Here is a 21,515-nt window from a genome sequence, read left to right on the forward strand (position 1 = left end):
TATGGAAGCATCCTAGCTGTCGAAGACAGGAATAACTTCAGCGACAACGAAGGTACTTCCCCCGATGTAGATTAAGTCCTCTTTAGCCGCTGCCTTTCGTGCAGCGGCTAAGCCTTTTTCCACCGAGTCAAAGATACCGCCAAAGAGATCATGACCGGCTGCCTTACTGGCCAGAGCAGCAGCATCAAATCCTCGAGGCACATCTGGCCTCACCCAATAATAGCGGGCATCTTTTGGCAGAAGTTGAAGGATATCATCATGGTCTTTATCTGATACCATTCCCCAGACTACATGGAGTTCTTTATGATCCATGCTTTTTATCTGGTCTATGGCTTGTTTTACACCAGCTTCATTATGAGCCGTATCAGCAAAAGTTTTAGGTTCTTTCTCCAGCAATTCCATTCGACCTCTCAATCCTGAATTGGATTTCACCTTTTTCAAGCCTCTTTGGATAGCCTTGTCTGGGATTTCCCAACCGTCTTCTCTCAAAACTTCCACTGCCATAAGAACAGTTGCCAAGTTTTCCATTTGGTACTCCCCACTCAGATCTAACCAGTATTCCCGGCTTTCGTCCTCTTCCCGGTCATAGACCTCGATCAGTTGACGATTGGATTCCCATTTTTTTAGGCTGGAAGTAAACCTGTGCTGAGCACAAAATAAAGGAGCCTCCACGACACCAGCTTTCGCCAGAAATACAGGCATACTCTCTTCCTGGTCCGCTCCTACGACAACCGGCGTAAATTTTTTGATGATACCGGCTTTCTCTTCAGCAATTTGCGGAAGCGTATCTCCCAGTAGATTCTGATGATCCAGAGATATATTGGTGATAATGCTTATTTCCGGAGAAATGATATTGGTAGAATCCAATCGCCCTCCTAATCCGGTTTCAATAACCGCAATGTCAATATTTCTCCTTGCGAAGTAGTCAAAAGCCATTCCTACGGTAAGTTCGAAAAAGCTCGGGGAGATAGCTTCGATTTTATCCTGATGAAGGGCTACAAATTTCACCACTTCTTTCTCAGGAATTTCTTTCCCCTTTACCCGGATTCTCTCAGTAAAAGAAAGTAGATGAGGAGACGTATAAAGTCCTGTCAGCAAACCCGATTCAATCAGGATGCTATTTAACATGGAAGCTACAGAACCTTTTCCATTGGTTCCGGCAATATGAATGCTTTGAAATTGCCATTGAGGCAATCCGAGTTCCCAACACAGCTTCTGGATATTATCAAGGTCTTTCTTAAAAGCCTTGGCACCCTGCCGCTGATACATAGGTAGTAAAGAATAGAGGTAGTCAAGGGTCTCTGAGAAATGTGTTTGACTCATGAAGAATAGGTCTTTTCCAGCTGCAAATCAATGCACTCTGGTTAGTGAAACATAATCATAATTCCCATCCACATTACATCTTCCTAAAGGAAATATATAATATTCTGTAATCTATACGTTGAGGACTTGTAAGGTTTAAGAATGCTCAACAAATTGAACACAATTTTTTATTTTGACCGAATGATTCGCTTTTGGGTACTCTTTGGAGTAATATTTTTTTTCCATTTTCATGTACAGGCACAAATTGATCAGGCTCCAGCGAGTGGCGGAAGAGCTGTCGCTATGGGCAAAGCCTATACGGGTGTAGGTGGAGATTATTGGGCTCTTTTTCACAATCCTGCCGGAATAGCGGGCATGGATGGCGCTCAAGCCGGTGTATACCTCGAACAGAGATTTTTACTATCAGAACTCAACTTCGCTCAAGCAGGATTTGCAACTTCCTTTGCTGACAATCAGGCATTTGGATTTTCTCTAAGTAGTTTTGGTTTTGATGCCTACCAGGAAAATAGTGTAGGACTGGTATATGGAATAGAAGTTCTGAATCGAATTCGTGTAGGTGCAGGTATAAAATATGGCATACTCAACATCCAGGAACAGGGAAATGATGGGAGTTTGCTGGTGCAGGTAGGCATACAGACCCAGGTAAATTCCGAACTAAGTATCGGCTTTAGCGCATATAATGTAAATCGTGCGCAACTGGATGTGCAGGGCGTTCCAGAAATTATTCCCAGTATCCTCAGAGGAGGACTCGCCTATTCGGCCAGTGATCGTGTCTTACTGGTTTTTGACCTGGTAAAGGATGTGGATCATGCCCTTTCCTATAGAGGAGGCCTGGAATACGAAATCAATGAAGTATTGAAAGCTCGAGGAGGTGTTGGAACGGAACCCTTAAGTTTCAGCCTCGGATTGGGTATAGATTGGAAAGAGTTTCAGGCTGATTTTGCCTCCAGTTATACCGAAAGACTGGGTTATTCCCCACATTTGTCCATCTCTTATCGATTTGGGAAGTCAGCAAAATAGCTCTATGCAAAAGATTTACCGTTCTACTTGCTTTTTCCTTTTCCTTTGGTTTATAGGATATCCTGGTTCCCTATTCTCCCAAATCGATACTACACAAAAAAATACAGAGCTTGAAAATACCGAGTTTGAACAAGCCGTAGAAGATCTTTTTCAAAATATAGATAGTGAAGACCAGGTTGATTATTCTTACCTCAGCGATCAATTGGAGGCGTATTTACAAAAAGGCCTTAATCTAAATAATGCAAGCAGAGAAGAACTCCTAATCCTTCCGGGAATGGATGATATTCTGGTGAGCAGGCTTTTGGAACATATCAAGAAATACGGAAAACTAGCCAGTATATATGAATTGCAAACCATCGCAGGTTTCAGGCCTGAAATTATTCGTCAGATATTTCCTTATGTAAACGTACAGGAAGCAGGAGTAAAAAATACTGCTTCAACGCTTAAGCATCCAAAAGGTCCGACACTGGATGAGGTAGGCCGGAATTTAAAGTTTGAATTTATCCAGCGGATGGTGTGGATTCCTGAAGAACAAAGGGGATTTACCGATCCTGATACTACCTTTAGGGAGTTACGGGATGAAAATGGCAATCAAATAGGCACAGACACCAGTTTGAGCAGCCGATATGCAGGTTCTCCCTATCGAGTATATAGCCGCTTTCAGGCTCGTTACAATCCATATGTAAGTTTTGCTCTGGTGGGTGAAAAAGATGCTGGCGAGCAATTTGACTGGGATCCTGAAAATAAAAAATATGGGTATGATTTTCTTTCTGCTCATCTCGCTATCCAAAATTATGGAAGGCTAAAGAGCCTTGTCATTGGGGATTATACGCTGCAGTTTGGTCAGGGAATGATCCTCTCTCGAGGCTTGGGATTCGGAAAAGGTGCCCAGGTGATCAAAAGTGTAAAAATGCCGAATAAAGGTATCAGTCCTTATCGCTCCGTAAACGAAAATCAGTTTATGCGAGGGTTTGCATCCACCTATGCTATTAAGAATTTTTACCTGACCGCCTTTTACTCCCGCCAATTTATAGATGCCAATATTCAGGCAAGGGACACCTTGAATGATGAAGCCCTGCTAGCATCCTCACTGCAAACCAGTGGTTTTCATCGAACCTTGTCAGAAATAGCCAATCGAAAATCCATCCGCGAACAAATCATAGGTGGAAGAGCTGAATGGAGATGGAGGAATTTACGCTTAGGGGCGACTCATTATTTACAAAGATTTGGTAGTGAGATAATGCCTGCAGAAACTCCTTATAATAATTTTGCATTCAGAGGAAAAGCTAATGCTGTGAGTGGAGTTGATGTGGATTGGGTATATAAGAATTTCAATTTCTTTGGAGAGATTGGTCGCTCTTTATCTGGCGGTATGGGGTATGTCGGCGGCTTTATGTCTTCCCTTTCCAATAAGGTAGACTTCGCTTTACAGGCCCGAAAGTTTGATAAAGATTTTCACAGCAATAAAGCCTATGTATTTGCAGAACGGCCTACTGCAGCCCAAAATGAAGCAGGAGTATATATGGGCTTGCGGCTTTACCTCAATCGAAAGTGGAGCCTGAATACCTATTTCGATCAGTTTTATTTCCCAACTGCCAAATTCAGGGCCTACTACCCTTCCCGTGGATGGGAATATATGGCCCAACTCGAATACAAACCCAATCGGGAAACCCAGGTCTATGCCAGGTTTAGGACCGACAATCAGGAACAAAATGTAGATCGGAATGAGGCTATTTCTCAAGTCAATTATCTCGTCCCGTTTCAACGCAATCAATTTCGCCTGCACTTTCAAACCAAAATCAGCAGAGACATTTTATACAAAAGTCGTATAGAGTATTCACGCGTCCAGGAAAATGGAACCTATCGGGGTAAAGGAGTTCTGTTTTACCAGGATTTGAGTTGGAAGTTTGGCTTTAAATGGCGCCTGACCGGCAGATACGCAATCTTCGACATTCCCTTATCAGATGCCCGTATTTATGCCTATGAAAATGACGTTCTGGGCTTCTTTTCAATACCTGCATACAGAGGCACTGGTAGTCGTTACTACCTGATATTCAATGCAAAGCCGACGAGAAATCTGGAATTTTGGTTTAGATTGGCTCAGTCTCGGTTTAAAGATGTAAGAAGTATAGGATCAGGCCTCTCCTCTATTGAGGGAGACACACGGAGTGAAGTAAAAGTTCAGATGAGGATAAAGTTCTGATGGTTCAGGGCAAATAAATCGTCCCTGACAGATCCCCCATATAAACTGCCTTTCCATTGACGACCACGGTGCCAACATCATAGGCATGAGGAATACAAACCTGTCCCTCAGAATCGGTGAGTCCATAATCCCAGTGTCCGGGATTTTTAATAATTACCTGCAAATCAGATGCAGGGCTACCATCAGCGTAAAAAAATTGGAGGAATGCCATTGTGAAATAGTATTAGTTGGATAATGGTAATATTTACCCTTAGCGAATTGCCAACCATTCACTATTTCGATTTTGTAGAAGACAAATAAATATAAGAAAAATAATATAAGCTCCTCACTAAAAATGTAAGAAGTACTTAATTTAAAATTGCTGTCATCTGTCCCTGATATCCTTCATTGATCCCCTGCAAATAAGTTTCCCCTTCCAGGTTCTCAATACTGGTATCCGCCTTATTGTTGATCAGCGTCTTGATGATTTTGACCTGTCCATTGAAAGCAGCGAAATGAAGCGCTGTATTTCCATCTGAATTGATCGCATTTAATTCAGCTCCTTCATCTACAAAAAGCTGGACCATTTCACTATTTCCATACCAGGCTGCCAGGTGTAAAGGTTGTAGGTCTCTCTCCATTCTGGCGTGGATGTCAGCAAAATTGTCAATCAAAAGTTTAGCTGATTTATGGCTTCCAAATCTGGCAGCTCTATGCATGGGTGTATTCCCACGATTATTTCTGACCTCTACCTCCGCACCATGTTCGATGAGTACCCGAACCATTTCGTGATTGTCAAAGAGGACAGCCAAATGAATAGGGGCATCATAGATAAAGGTTCTTGAATTCACATTGGCACCTTGCTCAAGCAGAACCAGGGCAATTTCGATCAGGTTCAATTCAGCAGCAAAATGCAAAGGAGTATATCCCTTCTTATTTTTCAATTCGGTTTGCTCTCCTTCTCTCAAAATCAACCTTAATGCTTTGAGGTCATTGTTGATCACCGCAAGATGAACCGGATAGTTACCCTGTTCATTTTCCTGCAAGTACAATTGTGCTTTTTTGGCTCTCTTACTGTCTGGCTTATTGAGGTCAAGGCTAGCTCGATCTTTAGGACTAAGAGTAGAAGCAGGATTTTTCATAGGTCCCATGCCCGGAGCTCGCTTCTTATTCATATTCCTCCTGTTTTTAGGAACAAATTTCCCTTCAAGTCCGCTTTTGCGTGGGATAGGAGGAGCATCCATAGAAAGGAGACTGTTTCCCAAAGTGTGTCAAAGTTAGAAACTACTTAACTTGACATACAATGGCAAAAGAGAAATTTGATTACGAAAAATTTAAAGAGGAAGCCCGGGAGAAATTACAATCCGGAGGTAGCCTTCTAGGCAAAGAGGGAGCCTTGACTTCCTTACTGAAAGACTTTTTAGAAGAGAGTCTAGTGGGAGAGTTGGAAACTCATCTAGATGAAGGTCCTAAAGGCAATCGAAAAAATGGCCGGGGAAAAAAGCGAGTAAAGACTTCCTTAGGGGAAGTTGAAATCTCTCCGCCCAGAGATCGAGATGGGAGCTTCTCTCCCAAACTACTTCCCAAGCGCAAAAGAACCCTGGGAGAAGATATAGACCGTCAGATTCTGGCCCTTTATGCACGAGGTTCAAGCTATGGCAATATCCGTGATTATCTCGAAGAGATGTATGGCCTGGAAGTATCGACCGCAGCGATTAGCCGGATTACAGACAAAGTATTGCCGCTTTTGCAGGAATGGAAAGGTCGGGCTTTGGAAGCGGTTTATCCAATCGTTTGGATGGATGCGATCCATTACAAAGTGCGTGTTGAGGGGCGAGTGGTAACCAAGGCGGTATATTGTGTGCTGGGCTTGACTCAGGAGGGCTACAAAGAAGTTATGGGTCTTTATCTGGGAGAAGTAGGCGGAGAAAGCTCAAAATTCTGGCTCCAGGTGCTCACAGACCTACAAAACAGAGGCGTTGAGGACATCTTCATTGCTTGCATAGACAATCTCTCGGGCTTTACCCAGGCCATCGAAAGTATCTTCCCTAAGACCGAGGTTCAACTGTGTATCGTCCACCAGATCCGTAACTCGAAGAAGTACTTGGCCTGGAATGATACCCGAGCCTTTATCAAGGAGTTAAAAACGGTCTATCAGGCTTCCAATCTAGATCTGGCTGAGCGCAACCTCGATATGCTGGAAGCCAACTGGGGAAAGAAGTATCCAGCCATCATCGATTCCTGGCGAAGGAACTGGGAACATTTGAGCAAATATTTCCAGTATACCTATGAGATCCGTAGGATTATTTATACCACAAATATCGTCGAAGGATTTAATCGTCAGCTAAGGAAGGTTACCAAAACCAAAGGGGCCTTTACCTCTGATGAGGGCTTGATGAAATTACTCTACCTGGTACAAAATGATGTTACCAAAAAATGGACAAGGCCTGTCCACAACTGGAACCAGACCTTGTCTAAATTATCCATTATCTTTGGCGATAGGCTCAAACTTGACTTATGACCCTCACGCTCATTTTCCCCAGGAAAAGACCTGGTCTTTTTGAAGGCCTTTTCCCGGAAAAAATGTTTAGCCAATTAATCGATGACACACTTGGTGAAACACTACCATAGAAAGGGCCTTTACTTCTGAGGCCAGGGTACTTTTTTGAACAGGATCAATACTAGCAGCTTTCTCTTCTTCCTCCAATGTATTAGCATATAGCTCTTCATCCTTTTCCTCTAGTGTTTCCAATTCAGAAACAGGATCCAGGATATCTTCCTTCGTTTCAGTATTGCTTTCTGCCTGCTCTGCTGAAAGAGTTTCCTCGGTTTCGACAGTTGTCTCTTCCGCAGACAAGTCTTCCTGAGTATCAACAAGTTCAGCTACTGTCTCTTCTTCCTCATTTTCGATAAAAGATCCCTCTCCCTCTTTTATTTCTTCAATGATGGTACCGTCAAATAAACTTAGGTCTTCAGAAAGAAATTCTTTAGCCGGTTCAAGCTCTTCTGATTCATCAATTGAAGATCCAAGGACTGGAAACTCCTCTTCCGTTTTAACTTCTTCCTCTTCTTCAAGAGAAACATCAGCTAAGAGTTCTTCTAAATTCAAGTCATCCTCTGATTCATCTTCAATCAGTTCCTCTACAGGGCTTTCATCTTCTTCCGTTTTTTCTTCCGGCTTAGTTTCGGCTTCAATTTCATCGACTTGCGCTTCTTCAGATTCAAGCTCATCGATTAATGGACTCGAAGGAATCGGCTCTTCTTCCTTTTCTTCCGCCAATTCAACCTTCTCTACTTCAGCGATTGGAAGAATTTCTTCCTCGGCCTTCTCAACTATCTCAGGCTCTAATTTTTCTTCTCTCTCTGCAGTTTCTACTGTTTCTGTTTCTGCTCCTACTTCTTCTTCCGCAGCTTCTTCTAATACAACTACATCGGCTTCTTTTCCTAGCTCTTCTACCGCTTCTTCTACTGCTTCTACTTCTTCTTCCGCAGCTTCTTCTAATACAACTACATCGGCTTCTTTTCCTAGCTCTTCTACCGCTTCTTCTACTGCTTCTACTTCTTCTTCCGCAGCTTCTTCTAATACAACTACATCGGCTTCTTTTCCTAGCTCTTCTACCGCTTCTTCTACTGCTTCTACTTCTTCTTCCGCTGCTTCTTCTATTTCCGCAGCTTCTTCTATTTCTGTAGCTTCATCTTCCGATTTAATCAAATCACCTATCTGCTTTTCAGCTTCTGATTCAGAGACTAGATCTTTAGGGGTATCCACTGAATCCAGATCCGTACTAATAGGAGTAATATGATCCTCTTCAGGGCTGCTATCGAAATCCTCAATAGGCATACCTGAGACGAAGTCTATTTTCTGACCTTCTTTAGCTTCCTCTAGGGAAACTAAGTCAGCAATCAAGTCCTCTGAAGTCTCTTTTTCTTCTATTACTTCGGATTCAATTTCAGCTATCTCCTCTTCGGAAACTTCTTCTGTTTTACTGAAAATTTCCTCTTCTACTTTAACTTCTTCTTCTATATTTTCTAGCAGCTTTTCTTCCTCTGAATTTTCATCTTCCTCCCTTTCTTCTTCTGTCTTAGTCTCAGCTTCAATCACATCGACTTGCTCATCTGTAGACCCAGGTTCTTCGAGAAGAGGACTCGATAAAATCTTCTCTTCTTGCTTTACCTCCTTTTCTGCTAATTCAGCTTTTTCCAAATCATCGACAGGAAGAATTTCTTCCTCGGACTTTCCAACTTTCTCAGTTTTCAGTCCTTCTTCCGGAGTTTTTTCTTGGGTAGACTCAGATTCAAGCACGCTATCCAAATAAGCAATTGGAGCTATTTCTTCTTCTTTAGAAATAACTTCCATCTCTCCCGTCTCTTCCGTCTCTTCCGTCTCTTCCGTTTCACTTTTTACATGCTCGGGGATTTTTGTTTCTTCTTTGGCGCTAAGAATCTCCTCTTTTTCCTCTTCCTCTTCCTCTTCCTCTTCCTCTTCCTCTTTGCCAAACTCTTCATTCACAGAAAACAGCTGAGAAGCCGTGAAATCCTGTAATTTTGAAACCGTTTCATCCTCCGAGATCGGAGAATCAACAACCTCTTCCTTGCTAAGCTCTGATTCTGCTACTTCTTGATTGGGAATATCTGCAATAGCAGCAAGTTTTACTGGCTCAATTTCATTTGTAAAGGAAGGTGCCAGGAAAGCCTCTTGAGCTTCCTGTAAATATGGATGACTAATAAGGAACTCATGTAGGCGATACAACAAAGCTGCCAGTGCAGGATTATCGCATGCCAGAAAATCAGTGAGTCTGACTTGGTCCCATCTGAGACTTTCTTCATCCTGAGCCAATATGCTTTCAGGATTGGGAACCAAAAGGGTATTTCCCAGGTATTCTTTTTCCTGATTGAGCAAAGCTTCAGCCCGGTCCAATCCCAACACTCCGGAATCCCAACTAAAGTATGCACTGAAGCCAGAGATTTCTTTGCTGAGTGCCAACCAATCATCCAGATTGGAATTAACAGAACTCAAATCGGAACGAATAATGATTGAAGCTAAAATTGCTTCAGCAGGTAGCACCAGCAATTCCCCTTCTTTGTACAAGTGGAAGCTGTTCTTTTTATATAGTAAAATCTCCGAGAGAAAATTCTTTTCATCGGCACCCATAACGACACCCTGACCCAGGCCGAGATGTTCGGGGATAAAGTTTTGTAAAACTGCACGGAATGCAGTAGCAGAAAATGGAAAGGAACCAACCCGATAGGAGTTGGAGATAAGTTTTTTCAATCTGAGGTCCCTAACACAAATTTCATTAGCAAGAGAAACGAAATAATCTAATTTCATCAGGACGGTAGCTTAGCCAATGGCTTTTGGGTAATACATTCAACCTTTGCTCAATCAAAAATAGAAAAGCAAAAGAATCATACTAGTACTACCTGCAAGAATGGGGCCTATCTCATCCTATCCGGCAAAAATCAGATAATGAACCGTTTAGCAGAATTGTGATTAATTGAAATGTTTCGTCTTATGGATAATTATGCAGGTACCTGGGAAGATCCAAAAATCTCCTTTACGCCCTCTATAATCGCTTGTTTATTGATGGGTTTGGAGAAATAGGCATCGAAGCCTGCATCCAGGAATCTTTGCTTGTCACCGGGCATTGCGTAACTGGTAACAGCCATAATTTTGATGTGACTATTTTTAGGATCACTCTTGATCACTTTCATGATCCCTTCACCATCCAGGCTGTTGCTGCCCAAATTGATATCCATAAAAATCAGATCAAAGTCATTCTCTTCAACAGCCGCAAATGCTTGTTTGTCATTAACAACATGCTTGCAACTGCATAAACTCTGAATGGTTTTGGTAAGAACAAGTGCGTTGATTTTGTTGTCTTCGACTATGAGGACGTTAGCTTTATTCATGGATTTTTTGTCTAAGGAAATTTTTCTTTAGTGTTTATTTCCAATTTCCATTTTATTTCTGAATTCTACTAGCCGAAAATCCAGGTAATCTAACGGTAAATATACTTCCTTCTCCTTGTTGACTTTCCACGAAAATCTGACCTTTCAAAAGTTCGATGATTCGCTTTACCAAAGACAAACCCAGTCCAGCTCCTTCATAGTTTCTGTCCAGTCCTTCACTCTCTTGTTCGAACTTCATAAAGAGTTTTTTGCTTACAAAGTCTTCACTCATTCCGATACCCGTATCTTTGATCTTAATATCCCAAAAGGCCTTATTAGAACCTTCCTCAGCAAATGCTTCGATCCAGGTCTCAACTTCTCCATTTTCGGTAAACTTCACAGCATTTCCTATGATATGCTCCATGACTTTCTGTAAAAGAGACAGTTCGGATTCCACATAATAGATACGATCCATTTCCCTCACCTTGAGTTCAACGTTTTTCTCAACCGCCTGACTTTCAAATTCTTTGCAGGTAGATTCTAGCACTTGGTTTAAACAAACCTGGCTGGTGGGCATTTCTGCTTCATAGGTTTCCAGATTTGAAAGATCCAAAATTGATCCTATGGTACGAAGCAATCTCTGACCGGATTCCAGCAGTAGATCTGCATACATATTGAGTTCTTCTTCATTTTCACCGTATTCTGCAGAAATGATTTCAGCGAGGCCGATTACTCCATTTATAGGCGTTCGAATCTCGTGACTCATATTATTGAGGAAATGAGCTTTTGCAATCGTGGCTGATTCTGCTCTTTCTTTTTCGAATATTAGTTTTTGCTCAAATTCCTTACTCTCCGTGATATCTGTAATCCGCAGGAGAAGTTGCTGTTTTTCTCCATATTTAACGAAGGTATAAGCCATACTACCCCAAAAGATCCTATTGTCCCGGGTCACAAATTCACGCTCCCAACTCCATTTCTCATCATTGATCAGACGATAATTGATTTCTTCCAATCCTTGCGCATTATAGGGATTTTTCATTAAAGCTTGTATTTTCTCGCCTTCAAAACTCCCGGATCTATCCAGATCAAATAGCTCCAGTGAGCGAGCGTTGCTTTCAATGATTTTGTGATCATTGAGGTCTGCGATAAAAATGGCATCAAAGGAATTATTGAAAACAGCTTTCAATTCCTGCTGTGCAGCAAAAATAATTTCATCGACCTGTTTATCGGAAAGAGATTGGAAATAAAGTGCTATTGCAATACCTATTAGGATGGCAATTATAAAATTACCTAAATAGGTTGCGGTTCGCTCATCCATACTTGTAATGGGATCTCCAAAAATCCGATGATCATAGGCTTCCATCAAGCCAATAAAGGCAAATGTTACCATCACCAAAAAGATGATCTTTCCTTTTTCCTTTACATCGAACAGGGTAAAAATAAGTAGGACCAGCAGAAAAAATGCTAAATGGTCTCCGCTTTCGAAGCCCATATAAGAGCTTGTAAGAAATACAGAAATATTCCCTACAATTAGAAACCAAAATCTAGAAAAAATAAGATAACCTCTATGGTTCCAGAGCATAGTTAAGAGGAATGCTACTACAGTAGCCATCTGACTCCAGGCAGCAACTTCTATCCCCAAATCAAAATAATGGAAGACATGGGGAAGATTTAACAAACTTCCAATAAATGCTATTCTGTTTAACAATTTGGTTCTTTTTGCTTCACCAGATAGCAATCCTTCTCTAACGCCTACATTGGAAAGAGCATTCCAGATTTGCTTAATTATGTTCATCCATACTTTCTTGATCCATCAAGATAATTTCGTGAGTATCATTTAGAAAGAACGAAAACTGGATTTCCTAACAGATAGAAATTTAGGAGATGAAATGAATTATTAGAATTCAACTAAAAAAAGCCGAAGAAAAAATTTCTTCGGCAAAATAACGGGGAATAAACGGGAAATTATTTTTTAGCAGGCACCTTAAGTCTTTACTTTAAATGCTTCATAAACATCCTCCATAGATGAATTCTCTTCTTTCAAAACTTTGGGGAGTTCTTCGGCCACACATTGCAGAAGTGCATCTACATCTTTGTAGGTAATATGATTACTTATGGCAACTCTAACACCGGTATTCTTCTTAGGCACACTGGGGTAAACGGCCAGGTTGACAAAAAATCCATTTTGCTGAAGTCTGTCCACAATTTTATAGCCGACAGACTGTAGCCCTACATTGATAAAACATATAGGAGAAATCGATTCAGAGAATACGGGTACCTGCAGTTCTTCCGCCCGTAAATTGAAATAAGCTATTTTATTTCTGAGTCTTTGCTGGAGTTCTGGCAATCTTGATCCCATATGAAGTTTGAGACTAGCAATTATTGCCCCCAGATTTGCAGGTTGCAAGGGACCGGAAAAAATCATGGTTCCTCCACAGGTTTTAACCTTGCGACGACTTTCTTCATTTGGATAAACCAGTATACCTCCTGCAGCTCCAAAGCTTTTAGCCATCCCAGCTACCAGATATAATCTTTCATGATAGGGTAGCACACTATTGACGTAGCCACTCCCGTTTTCACCAAATGCACTAGATCCATGGGCATCATCGATATACAAATGAAATTGATCATACTTGTTCAATAAGACCGTAAGCCTATCCATAGGGGCAAAATCTCCATACATAGAATAGATACCATCTGCCAAATACCATATTCTTTTATGCGTGGCACTCAGTTTCTGGATTCTGCTTTCAAGCATATCCATATTATTGTGTCGTACAAGCTCAACTCTGATCCCACGGATTCTCAAAAGGTTTGCTGCCATTTGAACAGAAGCATGAACCTGATAATCGAGAATTACAGCATCTTCATCTTCTATCAGAACTGGAAGGTTGGATAAATGCCCATGAGTCACTGAGGCTGCCAGAATAACCGGCCGTTTATAAATGCTTTCTAATAATTTCTCCGCTTCTTCATATAATCCGATCGATACATATGCTCGAGAGGATGAATATTGGGTTCCGTATCTTAAAATTGCGTCTATTGCCCCTTGTTTTAAACTCTCTTCAATTTCTAATCCCAGGTAGCTACAGCTACCAAAGTTGATAAGGTCTTTTCCTTTTATGTTTATCGTTCTCCCGTTTAATGCATAATCTTCAGCTGTGAGGTGAATGAGACCTAATTCTGAAGCCCGGCTAACAGATTCATCTATAGCTTCTAAAGACTGGGCTGTTTTACTTTTGCTCATTGTTTGCTTAGGTTAAAGTGAATATGATATTTCGTTTATTCCTCATCCAAATCTATTCCTTTAGCTGCCAGTATTAAGTACCAAAATGAAGCATTTGTACTAGAAAAAATCGATAATAAAAGGCTCCTAGCACTCTAATTCGCCCATTTTAAAAAAACTTTGTACCAATTACGGAATTCAGAAATAATAGCTTTTCGCAGGTATTTAGTCTTCGATTTTATCCAAAAAGCTGCCTTTTCGACATTATTTTTTTCAAAACGAAATCCCTACTTTTAGCCCATGCGAAATTATTTACTGCTTTCTCTTTGCCTATTCCCCCTCCTTTTTCCTGGCCTTTCCCAAGCACAGACCTATTGCACCAAAGCCAATAAAGATTTGTGCGAATCTCAATTGAATAAGTTGAAGGCCGTGACAGCTGATCAGAACATTCAGGAAATCGCCATTCAGGTGGGGAAAAACTTTTTGGGTACTCCCTATGTAGGTGGGACTTTGGAAGTCGGAACTGAAGAACAATTGGTAATAGATTTACAGGGACTTGACTGCACAACTTTTATGGAAAATGTGGTGGTTTTTTCCCGCTTAGCGAAAAAAGGAAAGCTTGATTTTGAGGCTTTTCAGAAAGAATTGGAATTTTTGCGATACAGAGATGGACGTATGCAATCATACGCTTCTCGTCTACATTATTTCACAGAATGGATTTCCAATAATGAGGCTAAAGGAATTGTAAAAGACATTACTGCAGATATTGGAGGAGAACCTTACAATAAGCAGATCAATTTTATGTCTACCCACAGATCTGCCTATAAACAGTTAGCTTCTGATGAATACTTTGAAAACATTAAGGAAATAGAAGTACAACTCAATCAGAAAAAGAGATTCTACATTCCCAAAGCAAAATTGGCAAGTTTAGAGTCCGGGATTCAAAGTGGAGATTTGCTTACAATAACTACCACTATCAAGGGGCTGGATGTCTCACATGTCGGAATGGCTTATAAAAAGAATGGAAGAATCCATATGCTTCATGCCTCCACCCGTTCGAAAATGGTAGAGATTACTTCTGTACCTCTTGCAGATTACTTGCAAAGAAGTAAATCTCAATCAGGGATTATTGTTTGTCGATTGCAGGAGGCTGTCTAAACCAATTCTTCAAGCCCCAATTCGTCCCAAACCAGGGCACTGGCTCCCAGAATAGCAGCATCACTATCCGGGAGTCCGGAAGGAATGATATCTATTTTATTTTTATAAATCTTGAGTAGGTTTCTTTCCATATGCCTTTTGGTTGGCTCAAGAATCCAATCACCGGCCTTTGCTACTCCTCCGAATATAAAGATTGCTTTGGGGCTTAGAAATGCCACCATGTCTGCCAGGGATTCTCCTAATATTTTGCCTGTATATTCAAAAGCATGTTTCGCCACTTGATCTCCAGCCTCTGCCGCATCAAAGATATCTTTGGGAGTCAATTTCTCGGCAAGGATATGTCTTAGTTTGGTATCGTCCTGGGTAGCTGCCAGTTCCTCCTGAACCGTCAGCACCAAACCTCTGGCAGCAGCATAAGTTTCCACACAACCTCTTTTCCCACAGGTGCAAGCCCTTCCGCCTCGAACAGCAGTTACATGCCCAAACTCTCCTGCAAATCCATCATGTCCATAGATGAGTTTTCCATTGCTAACAAATCCACTTCCCACTCCGGTTCCCAGCGTAACTACTGCAAAATTATCCATGCCCTTCGCAGCTCCATAGACCCTCTCGCCAATGGCAGCAGCATTGGCATCATTGGTAATGAAAACATGGGTATTCAAACGTTCCTTAATCATTTCCACCAGGGGAATCACTCCTTTCCAGGGAAGATTCGGAGCATATTCTATAGTACCAGTGAAATAGTTCGCATTAGGAGCACCAATCCCAATCCCTTTTATATCAAGTTCCTCCCCTATGGATTTACTCAAATTCAGGATGGCATCAATCAAAGCATCTATATAATCCTCAATGTTTTTATGTGAAACTGTGGGATGAGAACTATCTGCCAGAAGCTTACCATTTCTATCGACAATACCATATTTGGTATTCGTTCCACCTATATCGATTCCTATTGCAACTTCTTTCATAAATTTTTGCGAATTTCCGTTCTGTTTTTTGCTGCGAGCCTTTCGTCAAAACAGGTCGACTTCACCTGTAGAACTCAAGTTTCGCGAGTTCAAATAAACAACAAAATTCCTTTATTTAGAATCTTTATTAAAACTATGACGAATCGAAGACACTTCCTGAAAATCGGTGGCCTAAGCAGCTTATTGGCAGCTATGGGCTTGACTTCCTGCGAAACTGAAAAAAGTCCAACAGCGAATAAGCCCAAAGTGCAAAACAAACCCATAGTAATTTCTACCTGGGAACATGGATTAGCCGCCAATGCCTCAGCCTGGCAAGTATTGGGTACAGGAGGTAATGCCCTCGATGCCGTTGAACAAGGAGTGAGGACCACAGAGTCTGATCCGAAGGTAAGTACTGTTGGAATAGGAGGTCGCCCGGATCGTACGGGAGTTGTAAGTCTGGATGCATGTATAATGAATGAGCATGGAGACTGTGGGTCTGTAGCTTTTCTTCAAAATATAGAAAACCCTATTTCGGTTGCGAGAAAGGTGATGGAAGAAACCCAGCATGTAATGCTAGTTGGTCAGGGTGCTCTGGATTTCGCTAAAAAGCAGGGATTTGAAGAAAAGAACCTATTGACAGAAGAAGCTGAAGCCGATTGGAGAAAATGGCTTGAATCCAATAAGCAGGATGTTCGGCCAGAAATAAATGTTGAGAATCACGATACTATAGGCATGGTTGCCCTGGATGAATCCGGCAATCTTTCGGGTGCTTGTACCACGAGTGGTGCAGCCTGGAAATTACATGGCAGAGTTGGAGATTCTCCTATTATAGGGGCTGGATTGTATGTCGACAATGAAATTGGTGCAGCTACAGCAACCGGATGGGGAGAAGCCGTGATCCGTGCAGTGGGATGTTTTTTAGTAGTAGAATTTATGCGTCAGGGACATTCACCAGAAGATGCCTGTCGATTGGCAGTAGAACGGGTGATTAGCAAAAATCCGGATTGGAAAGAAATACAGGTAGGCTTTCTTGCTCTTAACAAAGCGGGAGAACATGGATCTTATTGCATCCAGAAGGGTTTTGATTATGCAGTATATGATCAGGAGAATGAGAATGTAATGATACGCGCAAAAAGTAAAGTATAGGTTTTTTGCGCATTTGGTAAGAGTTCAACTTTCCCCTTCTTTTCTTACAAGTATTATTTAATTCACAATTGATCAAAGGGATATTGACCCATAACGAAACCCACTGACTGACAGACAAATATGCCGATTTTTTCATAAGCCAAAGAGTATATATTTCGCATTTAATCTGTTTACAAAAAAATAAAATTACGGAAATACGTCATTCCTAACATCGATTCTAGTATTTCGATTCTTCTTGCTTAATATTGTGGCAGGGGATAAATCACTAGACCCTGCCAGTAAGAAAAAACTTAATTACGCAGAAAAAATTCTGCACAAGGCGACTCACTCATTATGATCACAACCGAGAGAGAAACTTGCTCAAGGCTACTTTTGGTTCTCCTATCTCTAATTTGTGTTAGCTGTCTTCAAAGTCAGGGACAAAATGGAACTCAAACGATCGATTTCAGGGGGTATAATGCAAATCTCCTAAACAATGACGGGGATTTTGTCAGAACGACTTTTGAATTGCCCTCCTATCGGATGCAAGGTACTTCAGAGGGAGTTCGACTTACTTTTGATGTAGGCAATGATCCAGGCCCCTTTAATGTGACCTATCGTTCAGAACTAAGAGAACAAAATATCAACACTTATCCAGCCTCAGGAACTTCCACTGTATATCATGCACGATTTACCGTAGAAGACTTACCTGATTTATATGGGCCGGTTACCATCTTTCAACGCTTTAATCGCGACAATGATGGACCCGATATCGAGGTAGAGCTTACAGGAGCTAATCAGTTCAGCAATGCAGTTCCCAGTGACCTACAGGTAGTAGCATTCGGAAGAAGAAAGCGATTGGGAAAATTTCTCAAGCCAATCAATGATCTTAAAATCATCATTTACTCCGGAGGAAATACCGGCAAATATAAAGTGAGCTTGAATGGCGAAACCCTGGATGAAAGAGATGGCGTAAATACTCTGGGTTCTACGCAAGGTACCTGGTCTCAATTTGGACTATATCCTCATGGGCTTCATAATTCAGCAAATCGACAGGATCAAATCAACTCCGGCAATACCAAGGTGTCTTTTGTTTACCATGATTATACCAAGACCAGCTATAATTATGAGGTAAACCTGGCAGACTTCACTACAGAAGATCTCAATGATGGCAATCCCAATCCAGGACCGGGTCCGGGACCTGGACCATTGCCTGTGGATACCTGCTCCGGCAACCCTCCTCAAAACTGGCAATTTGGAGACATTGGAGGACCTGCTATTCAGGGAGAAGTTTGCGAAGAAAATTCGATCTGGGATATTCGAGCAGCAGGTTCAGACATTTGGAATACAAGAGATGAATTCTTCTACGTCTATAAAAGCCTGGATGGTGACATTGACATTGAAGCCCGAATTCTCAGTATAGGAGATTCTCATTTTTGGGCAAAAGGGGGAGTCATGATCAGGGAAGGTTTGGGAGGAGATGCCAGAAACGTTTTCATGGGCATTACCCAGCAAGGTCGCTATACTTTCCAAAGAAGAACCACAGTCTTGGACTCTACCCGAAGTACAAGAAGCGAAGAAGGCAGTGTCAGTTTATCGCATTATGTAAAGTTGGAAAAAAGAGGAAACAAATTCTATGGCTATCAATCCACAGACGCACAAAATTGGAATCTGGTTGATTCGATTGAAATCGCTATGCAAGGCCAATTATATGTCGGAGTCGCAGCCACAAGTCATGACGAAACTTCTCTCAATAGTACAACAATCAGCGAAGTAAAAACCAGCATTCCAGGAGGCGGAGGAACAGCCTGTAACATTCCTGCTGGATGGGAAGGACAAGATGTAGGTTCTGTTGCAATAGCAGGAGAGGCTTGTGCAAATGGAGACCAGCTGAGCATTTCAGCTTCAGGATCAGATATCTGGAGCAGTGAAGATCAATTTTACTATGTATATCAACCTATGCTAGGTGATTGGCAATTATCAGCTCGTATTCTAAGTATAGGGGAAAGTGATCCCTGGGCAAAAGCAGGCCTTATGATACGAGAAAGTCTTGATGCGAATGCCAAAAATGCGTTTATAGCAAGTACCGCAGGTCGTAGGTGGTCCTTTCAACATAGAGACAACACTGCTGATGAAACCATTGGTATCCTCAATGAATCTGCCGAATTTACTTTTCCTCATTGGATCAGACTGACCAGAAGAGATAAGGATTTTTATGGTTACTATTCTGTTGATGGAGTAAACTGGGAACTTGTTGGTACGGCCAATATTGATGTACCCGACCAGGTCTTATTGGGTATCGCTTCAACATCGCACAACAATAACGTATTGAATGAAGTCGTCTTTGATCAGGTAGAATTTACAACAGGAAGTGGGAATCCCGGTACTTTTCCCGTTGAGTTTACAGACTTTTATGGGATTCCGGATCCCGCAAATGCCAAAGTCGATTTGGTATGGAATGTAGGAATGGAACAAGGCAATGATTATTTCAGCGTGGAACGCTCCATAGATGGAGTGGCTTTCGAGAGCCTGGCACAACTTCCCTCCAGAGGAGATACCCGAAGACTGAGAGAATATAAATTTTCTGACCTACGTCCTAACTCTGATAAGAATTATTACAGAATTAGACAGACGGATATAGATGGCCAATTTTCCTACTCTGCGACCCTAGAAGTAGGTTTTACCTCTGATCTAAATAATTCTATTGCAGCTTATCCTGTTCCGGTTAAATCAGGTGAACAATTAATGGTGGATATAAACTGGTATTCTGCAAATAATAGCAAATTGGAGATCAGGGACATCTTAGGCAGAGTCCTCTATCAAAAGAATTTAGGGAAGGAAGAATTACAGCAAAGTATTTCCATAGACACCTCTTCTTTGCTGGAAGGAATGTACTATATTACCCTTAGTGATCCTGATGGATATGAGAAAAGCCTGGCACAAAAAATATATGTCAATAGATAAATAAGTTCCCAGTCCATAAAAGAAAGGCCATGTTATAAAACACATGGCCTTTCTTTTATTTATAATGAATAATAAGGGACTTTTAGGGGATATGATTAAGCAGATAATTTATAGGAATACCGAACTCCCTGATTATATCATATCGTGGAATAGTATTTGCTTCCTCATCCTTAGGAAAACTAAATATCAATCCCCGACGCTAATTCCAGCTTTAACCTGTGTTTCAATAGAAGACCACTACATTTATTAGCTCTCGGAGATGATTGTCAAGAAACAAAGGATCGTATTTACGTATCTGGTATTAGAGTTTCTGCTCTTAAACGTATGCGCATTAGTCAGTCTGTATATAGCCAGACCTGAATTTTTCACAGGTGCGGCTACAATTGCAGGCAATTCAGCTTACTTCTCATTGCTGATTATTTACAACATTAGTTGGGGCTTGACCATATTATATTATGGTCCTTCTGAACTATATGCCAGCAAAAACATCAAGGCAAGGTGTGTACAGCACATCATCAATTCTCTAACCTTTCTCGGAATTACTTCCGTTTTGGTAATACTCTCTGGTATAGGTGATATAAATAAGGTTCTGATCCTGGGGCCTATCGTGATGTTTTCCGTTTTGAACCTCTTTGTTTTCATGACACTCCATAAGGTCTTCAAAAGGAGACAAAAAAGGGATTCACCTTTTGGATCTCGCTTATTGGTACTTGGATATGGGGATAAAGGAAAGGAAGTCTTTGATTTTACGGAGAACAATAAGCATTTAGGGTATGGAGTCATAGGGTATCTGGATGACGAGCAGAGTTTTGCAAATGAGCATCAGGCCCATTACCTGGGAACCATACAAGATTTAGCCAATATACTTGACACAAAACCCATAGACGAAATAGTCATAACCCTTCCTGCCAAACGGGAAGATGAAATTAAGAAAGCCATAGAAGTTGCAGATTTCAGAGGTGTGAGAGTAAATGTGATTCCAGACATTCCCAGTTATGGAACAAAAGTAAAATCCTACACCTTTGATACCCTTCCGGTATATCAAATACGAAGAATACCCCTGGATAATTTCAACAATTTTTTTCTTAAGAAAGTCTTTGACATAGTTTTTTCATTTTGTGTCCTAGTATTCCTCTCTCCGATTTACCTGATTATAGGACTTCTGGTATTTTTGGAAACCGGTTGGCCTATTTTCTATACACCTTTAAGAAAAGGGGAAGCAGGAGGTAATTTCAAGTGTTATAAATTTCGAACCATGAAGGTGAATGATGATCCGAATAATGGAACTAAGTCCACCGTCAAGAACGACCCGAGAATTACAAAGATTGGAAAATACCTGAGGAAATACGATCTGGACGAACTACCCCAATTCCTGAATGTCCTTAAAGGCGACATGAGCGTAGTCGGCCCGAGGCCCCACCGCGTCAACTTACAGCATGATTTCAGGAAGATCGTAAACGATTATATGATCCGCCATTATGTAAAGCCCGGCATCACAGGTTGGGCCCAGGTAAATGGCTGGAGAGGCCCTACAGAGACCTCAGAGCAGAAAAAGGAGCGAGTTAGACATGACCTCTGGTATATCGAAAACTGGAGCTTCCTCATGGATATCAAGATTATTTTTCTGACGGTCTTCGGCAGAAAAACTCGAAAAAATGCATTCTAGCTAAATTTCCAC

At 41.4% G+C, this 21,515-nt stretch carries 15 protein-coding genes; 7 read left to right on the plus strand and 8 right to left on the minus strand.

Annotated features, from left to right (window positions below; genetic code table 11):
- Positions 1–12: 12 nt before the first annotated feature.
- A complete protein-coding gene (locus R8P61_12755) occupies positions 13–1,323 on the minus strand; it encodes a folylpolyglutamate synthase/dihydrofolate synthase family protein (GenBank protein MDW3647929.1) in 1,311 nt (436 codons plus the stop codon).
- Between the two features lie 153 nt (positions 1,324–1,476).
- Between R8P61_12755 and R8P61_12760 the strand changes: the two genes are divergently transcribed.
- Positions 1,477–2,343: a hypothetical protein gene (locus R8P61_12760; GenBank protein ID MDW3647930.1), complete on the plus strand. Its 867-nt coding sequence runs from the start codon at positions 1,477–1,479 to the stop codon at positions 2,341–2,343.
- Positions 2,344–2,347: 4 nt separating this feature from the next.
- Complete coding sequence (locus tag R8P61_12765; GenBank protein ID MDW3647931.1) at positions 2,348–4,546, plus strand: helix-hairpin-helix domain-containing protein; 2,199 nt, start codon at positions 2,348–2,350, stop codon at positions 4,544–4,546.
- A 4-nt stretch (positions 4,547–4,550) separates the two neighbouring features.
- Here the strand turns inward: R8P61_12765 and R8P61_12770 are convergent, their stop codons facing one another.
- Positions 4,551–4,757, minus strand: coding sequence for a hypothetical protein (locus R8P61_12770; protein MDW3647932.1), 207 nt, complete (start codon positions 4,755–4,757; stop codon positions 4,551–4,553).
- 136 nt (positions 4,758–4,893) lie between these two features.
- Positions 4,894–5,700 carry an ankyrin repeat domain-containing protein gene (locus R8P61_12775; GenBank protein ID MDW3647933.1) on the minus strand — a complete coding sequence of 269 codons (807 nt, stop codon included), beginning with the start codon at positions 5,698–5,700 and terminating at the stop codon, positions 4,894–4,896.
- Positions 5,701–5,828: 128 nt separating this feature from the next.
- On the opposite strand from R8P61_12775, the gene R8P61_12780 reads away from it, so the two are divergent.
- On the plus strand, positions 5,829–7,046 hold the full coding sequence (locus tag R8P61_12780; GenBank protein ID MDW3647934.1) for an IS256 family transposase: 1,218 nt from the start codon (positions 5,829–5,831) through the stop codon (positions 7,044–7,046).
- 66 nt (positions 7,047–7,112) lie between these two features.
- On the opposite strand, the gene R8P61_12785 is transcribed toward R8P61_12780, so the two are convergent.
- The 4 genes from R8P61_12785 to R8P61_12800 form a co-directional block, all read right to left on the minus strand.
- On the minus strand, positions 7,113–9,854 hold the full coding sequence (locus R8P61_12785) for a hypothetical protein (protein ID MDW3647935.1): 2,742 nt from the start codon (positions 9,852–9,854) through the stop codon (positions 7,113–7,115).
- A gap of 191 nt (positions 9,855–10,045) precedes the next feature.
- Positions 10,046–10,435: a response regulator gene (locus tag R8P61_12790; protein MDW3647936.1), complete on the minus strand. Its 390-nt coding sequence runs from the start codon at positions 10,433–10,435 to the stop codon at positions 10,046–10,048.
- 52 nt (positions 10,436–10,487) lie between these two features.
- Positions 10,488–12,209, minus strand: coding sequence for a PAS domain-containing sensor histidine kinase (locus R8P61_12795; GenBank protein ID MDW3647937.1), 1,722 nt, complete (start codon positions 12,207–12,209; stop codon positions 10,488–10,490).
- Between the two features lie 189 nt (positions 12,210–12,398).
- On the minus strand, positions 12,399–13,661 hold the full coding sequence (locus R8P61_12800) for an aminotransferase class I/II-fold pyridoxal phosphate-dependent enzyme (protein ID MDW3647938.1): 1,263 nt from the start codon (positions 13,659–13,661) through the stop codon (positions 12,399–12,401).
- 279 nt (positions 13,662–13,940) lie between these two features.
- On the opposite strand from R8P61_12800, the gene R8P61_12805 reads away from it, so the two are divergent.
- Positions 13,941–14,798, plus strand: a complete 858-nt coding sequence (locus tag R8P61_12805; protein MDW3647939.1) for a DUF1460 domain-containing protein — start codon at positions 13,941–13,943, stop codon at positions 14,796–14,798.
- Here R8P61_12805 and R8P61_12810 read toward each other — a convergent pair.
- Positions 14,795–15,766 (minus strand): ROK family protein, encoded by a 972-nt coding sequence (locus R8P61_12810; protein MDW3647940.1) that lies wholly within the window; start codon positions 15,764–15,766, stop codon positions 14,795–14,797. The genes R8P61_12805 and R8P61_12810 overlap by 4 nt on opposite strands.
- Positions 15,767–15,901: 135 nt before the next feature.
- Here R8P61_12810 and R8P61_12815 point away from each other — a divergent pair, with 135 nt between their 5' ends.
- From R8P61_12815 to R8P61_12825, 3 genes are all read left to right on the plus strand, one after another.
- The gene (locus R8P61_12815; GenBank protein ID MDW3647941.1) at positions 15,902–16,894 is read left to right on the plus strand and encodes a N(4)-(beta-N-acetylglucosaminyl)-L-asparaginase; all 993 of its coding nucleotides are present in this window, start codon (positions 15,902–15,904) and stop codon (positions 16,892–16,894) included.
- A gap of 333 nt (positions 16,895–17,227) precedes the next feature.
- Positions 17,228–19,837 (plus strand): T9SS type A sorting domain-containing protein, encoded by a 2,610-nt coding sequence (locus R8P61_12820; GenBank protein ID MDW3647942.1) that lies wholly within the window; start codon positions 17,228–17,230, stop codon positions 19,835–19,837.
- A gap of 259 nt (positions 19,838–20,096) precedes the next feature.
- Positions 20,097–21,503, plus strand: coding sequence for an exopolysaccharide biosynthesis polyprenyl glycosylphosphotransferase (locus R8P61_12825; GenBank protein ID MDW3647943.1), 1,407 nt, complete (start codon positions 20,097–20,099; stop codon positions 21,501–21,503).
- Positions 21,504–21,515 lie beyond the last annotated feature (12 nt).

The organism is Bacteroidia bacterium, from assembly GCA_033391075.1.
GTDB lineage: Bacteria > Bacteroidota > Bacteroidia > J057 > J057 > JAWPMV01.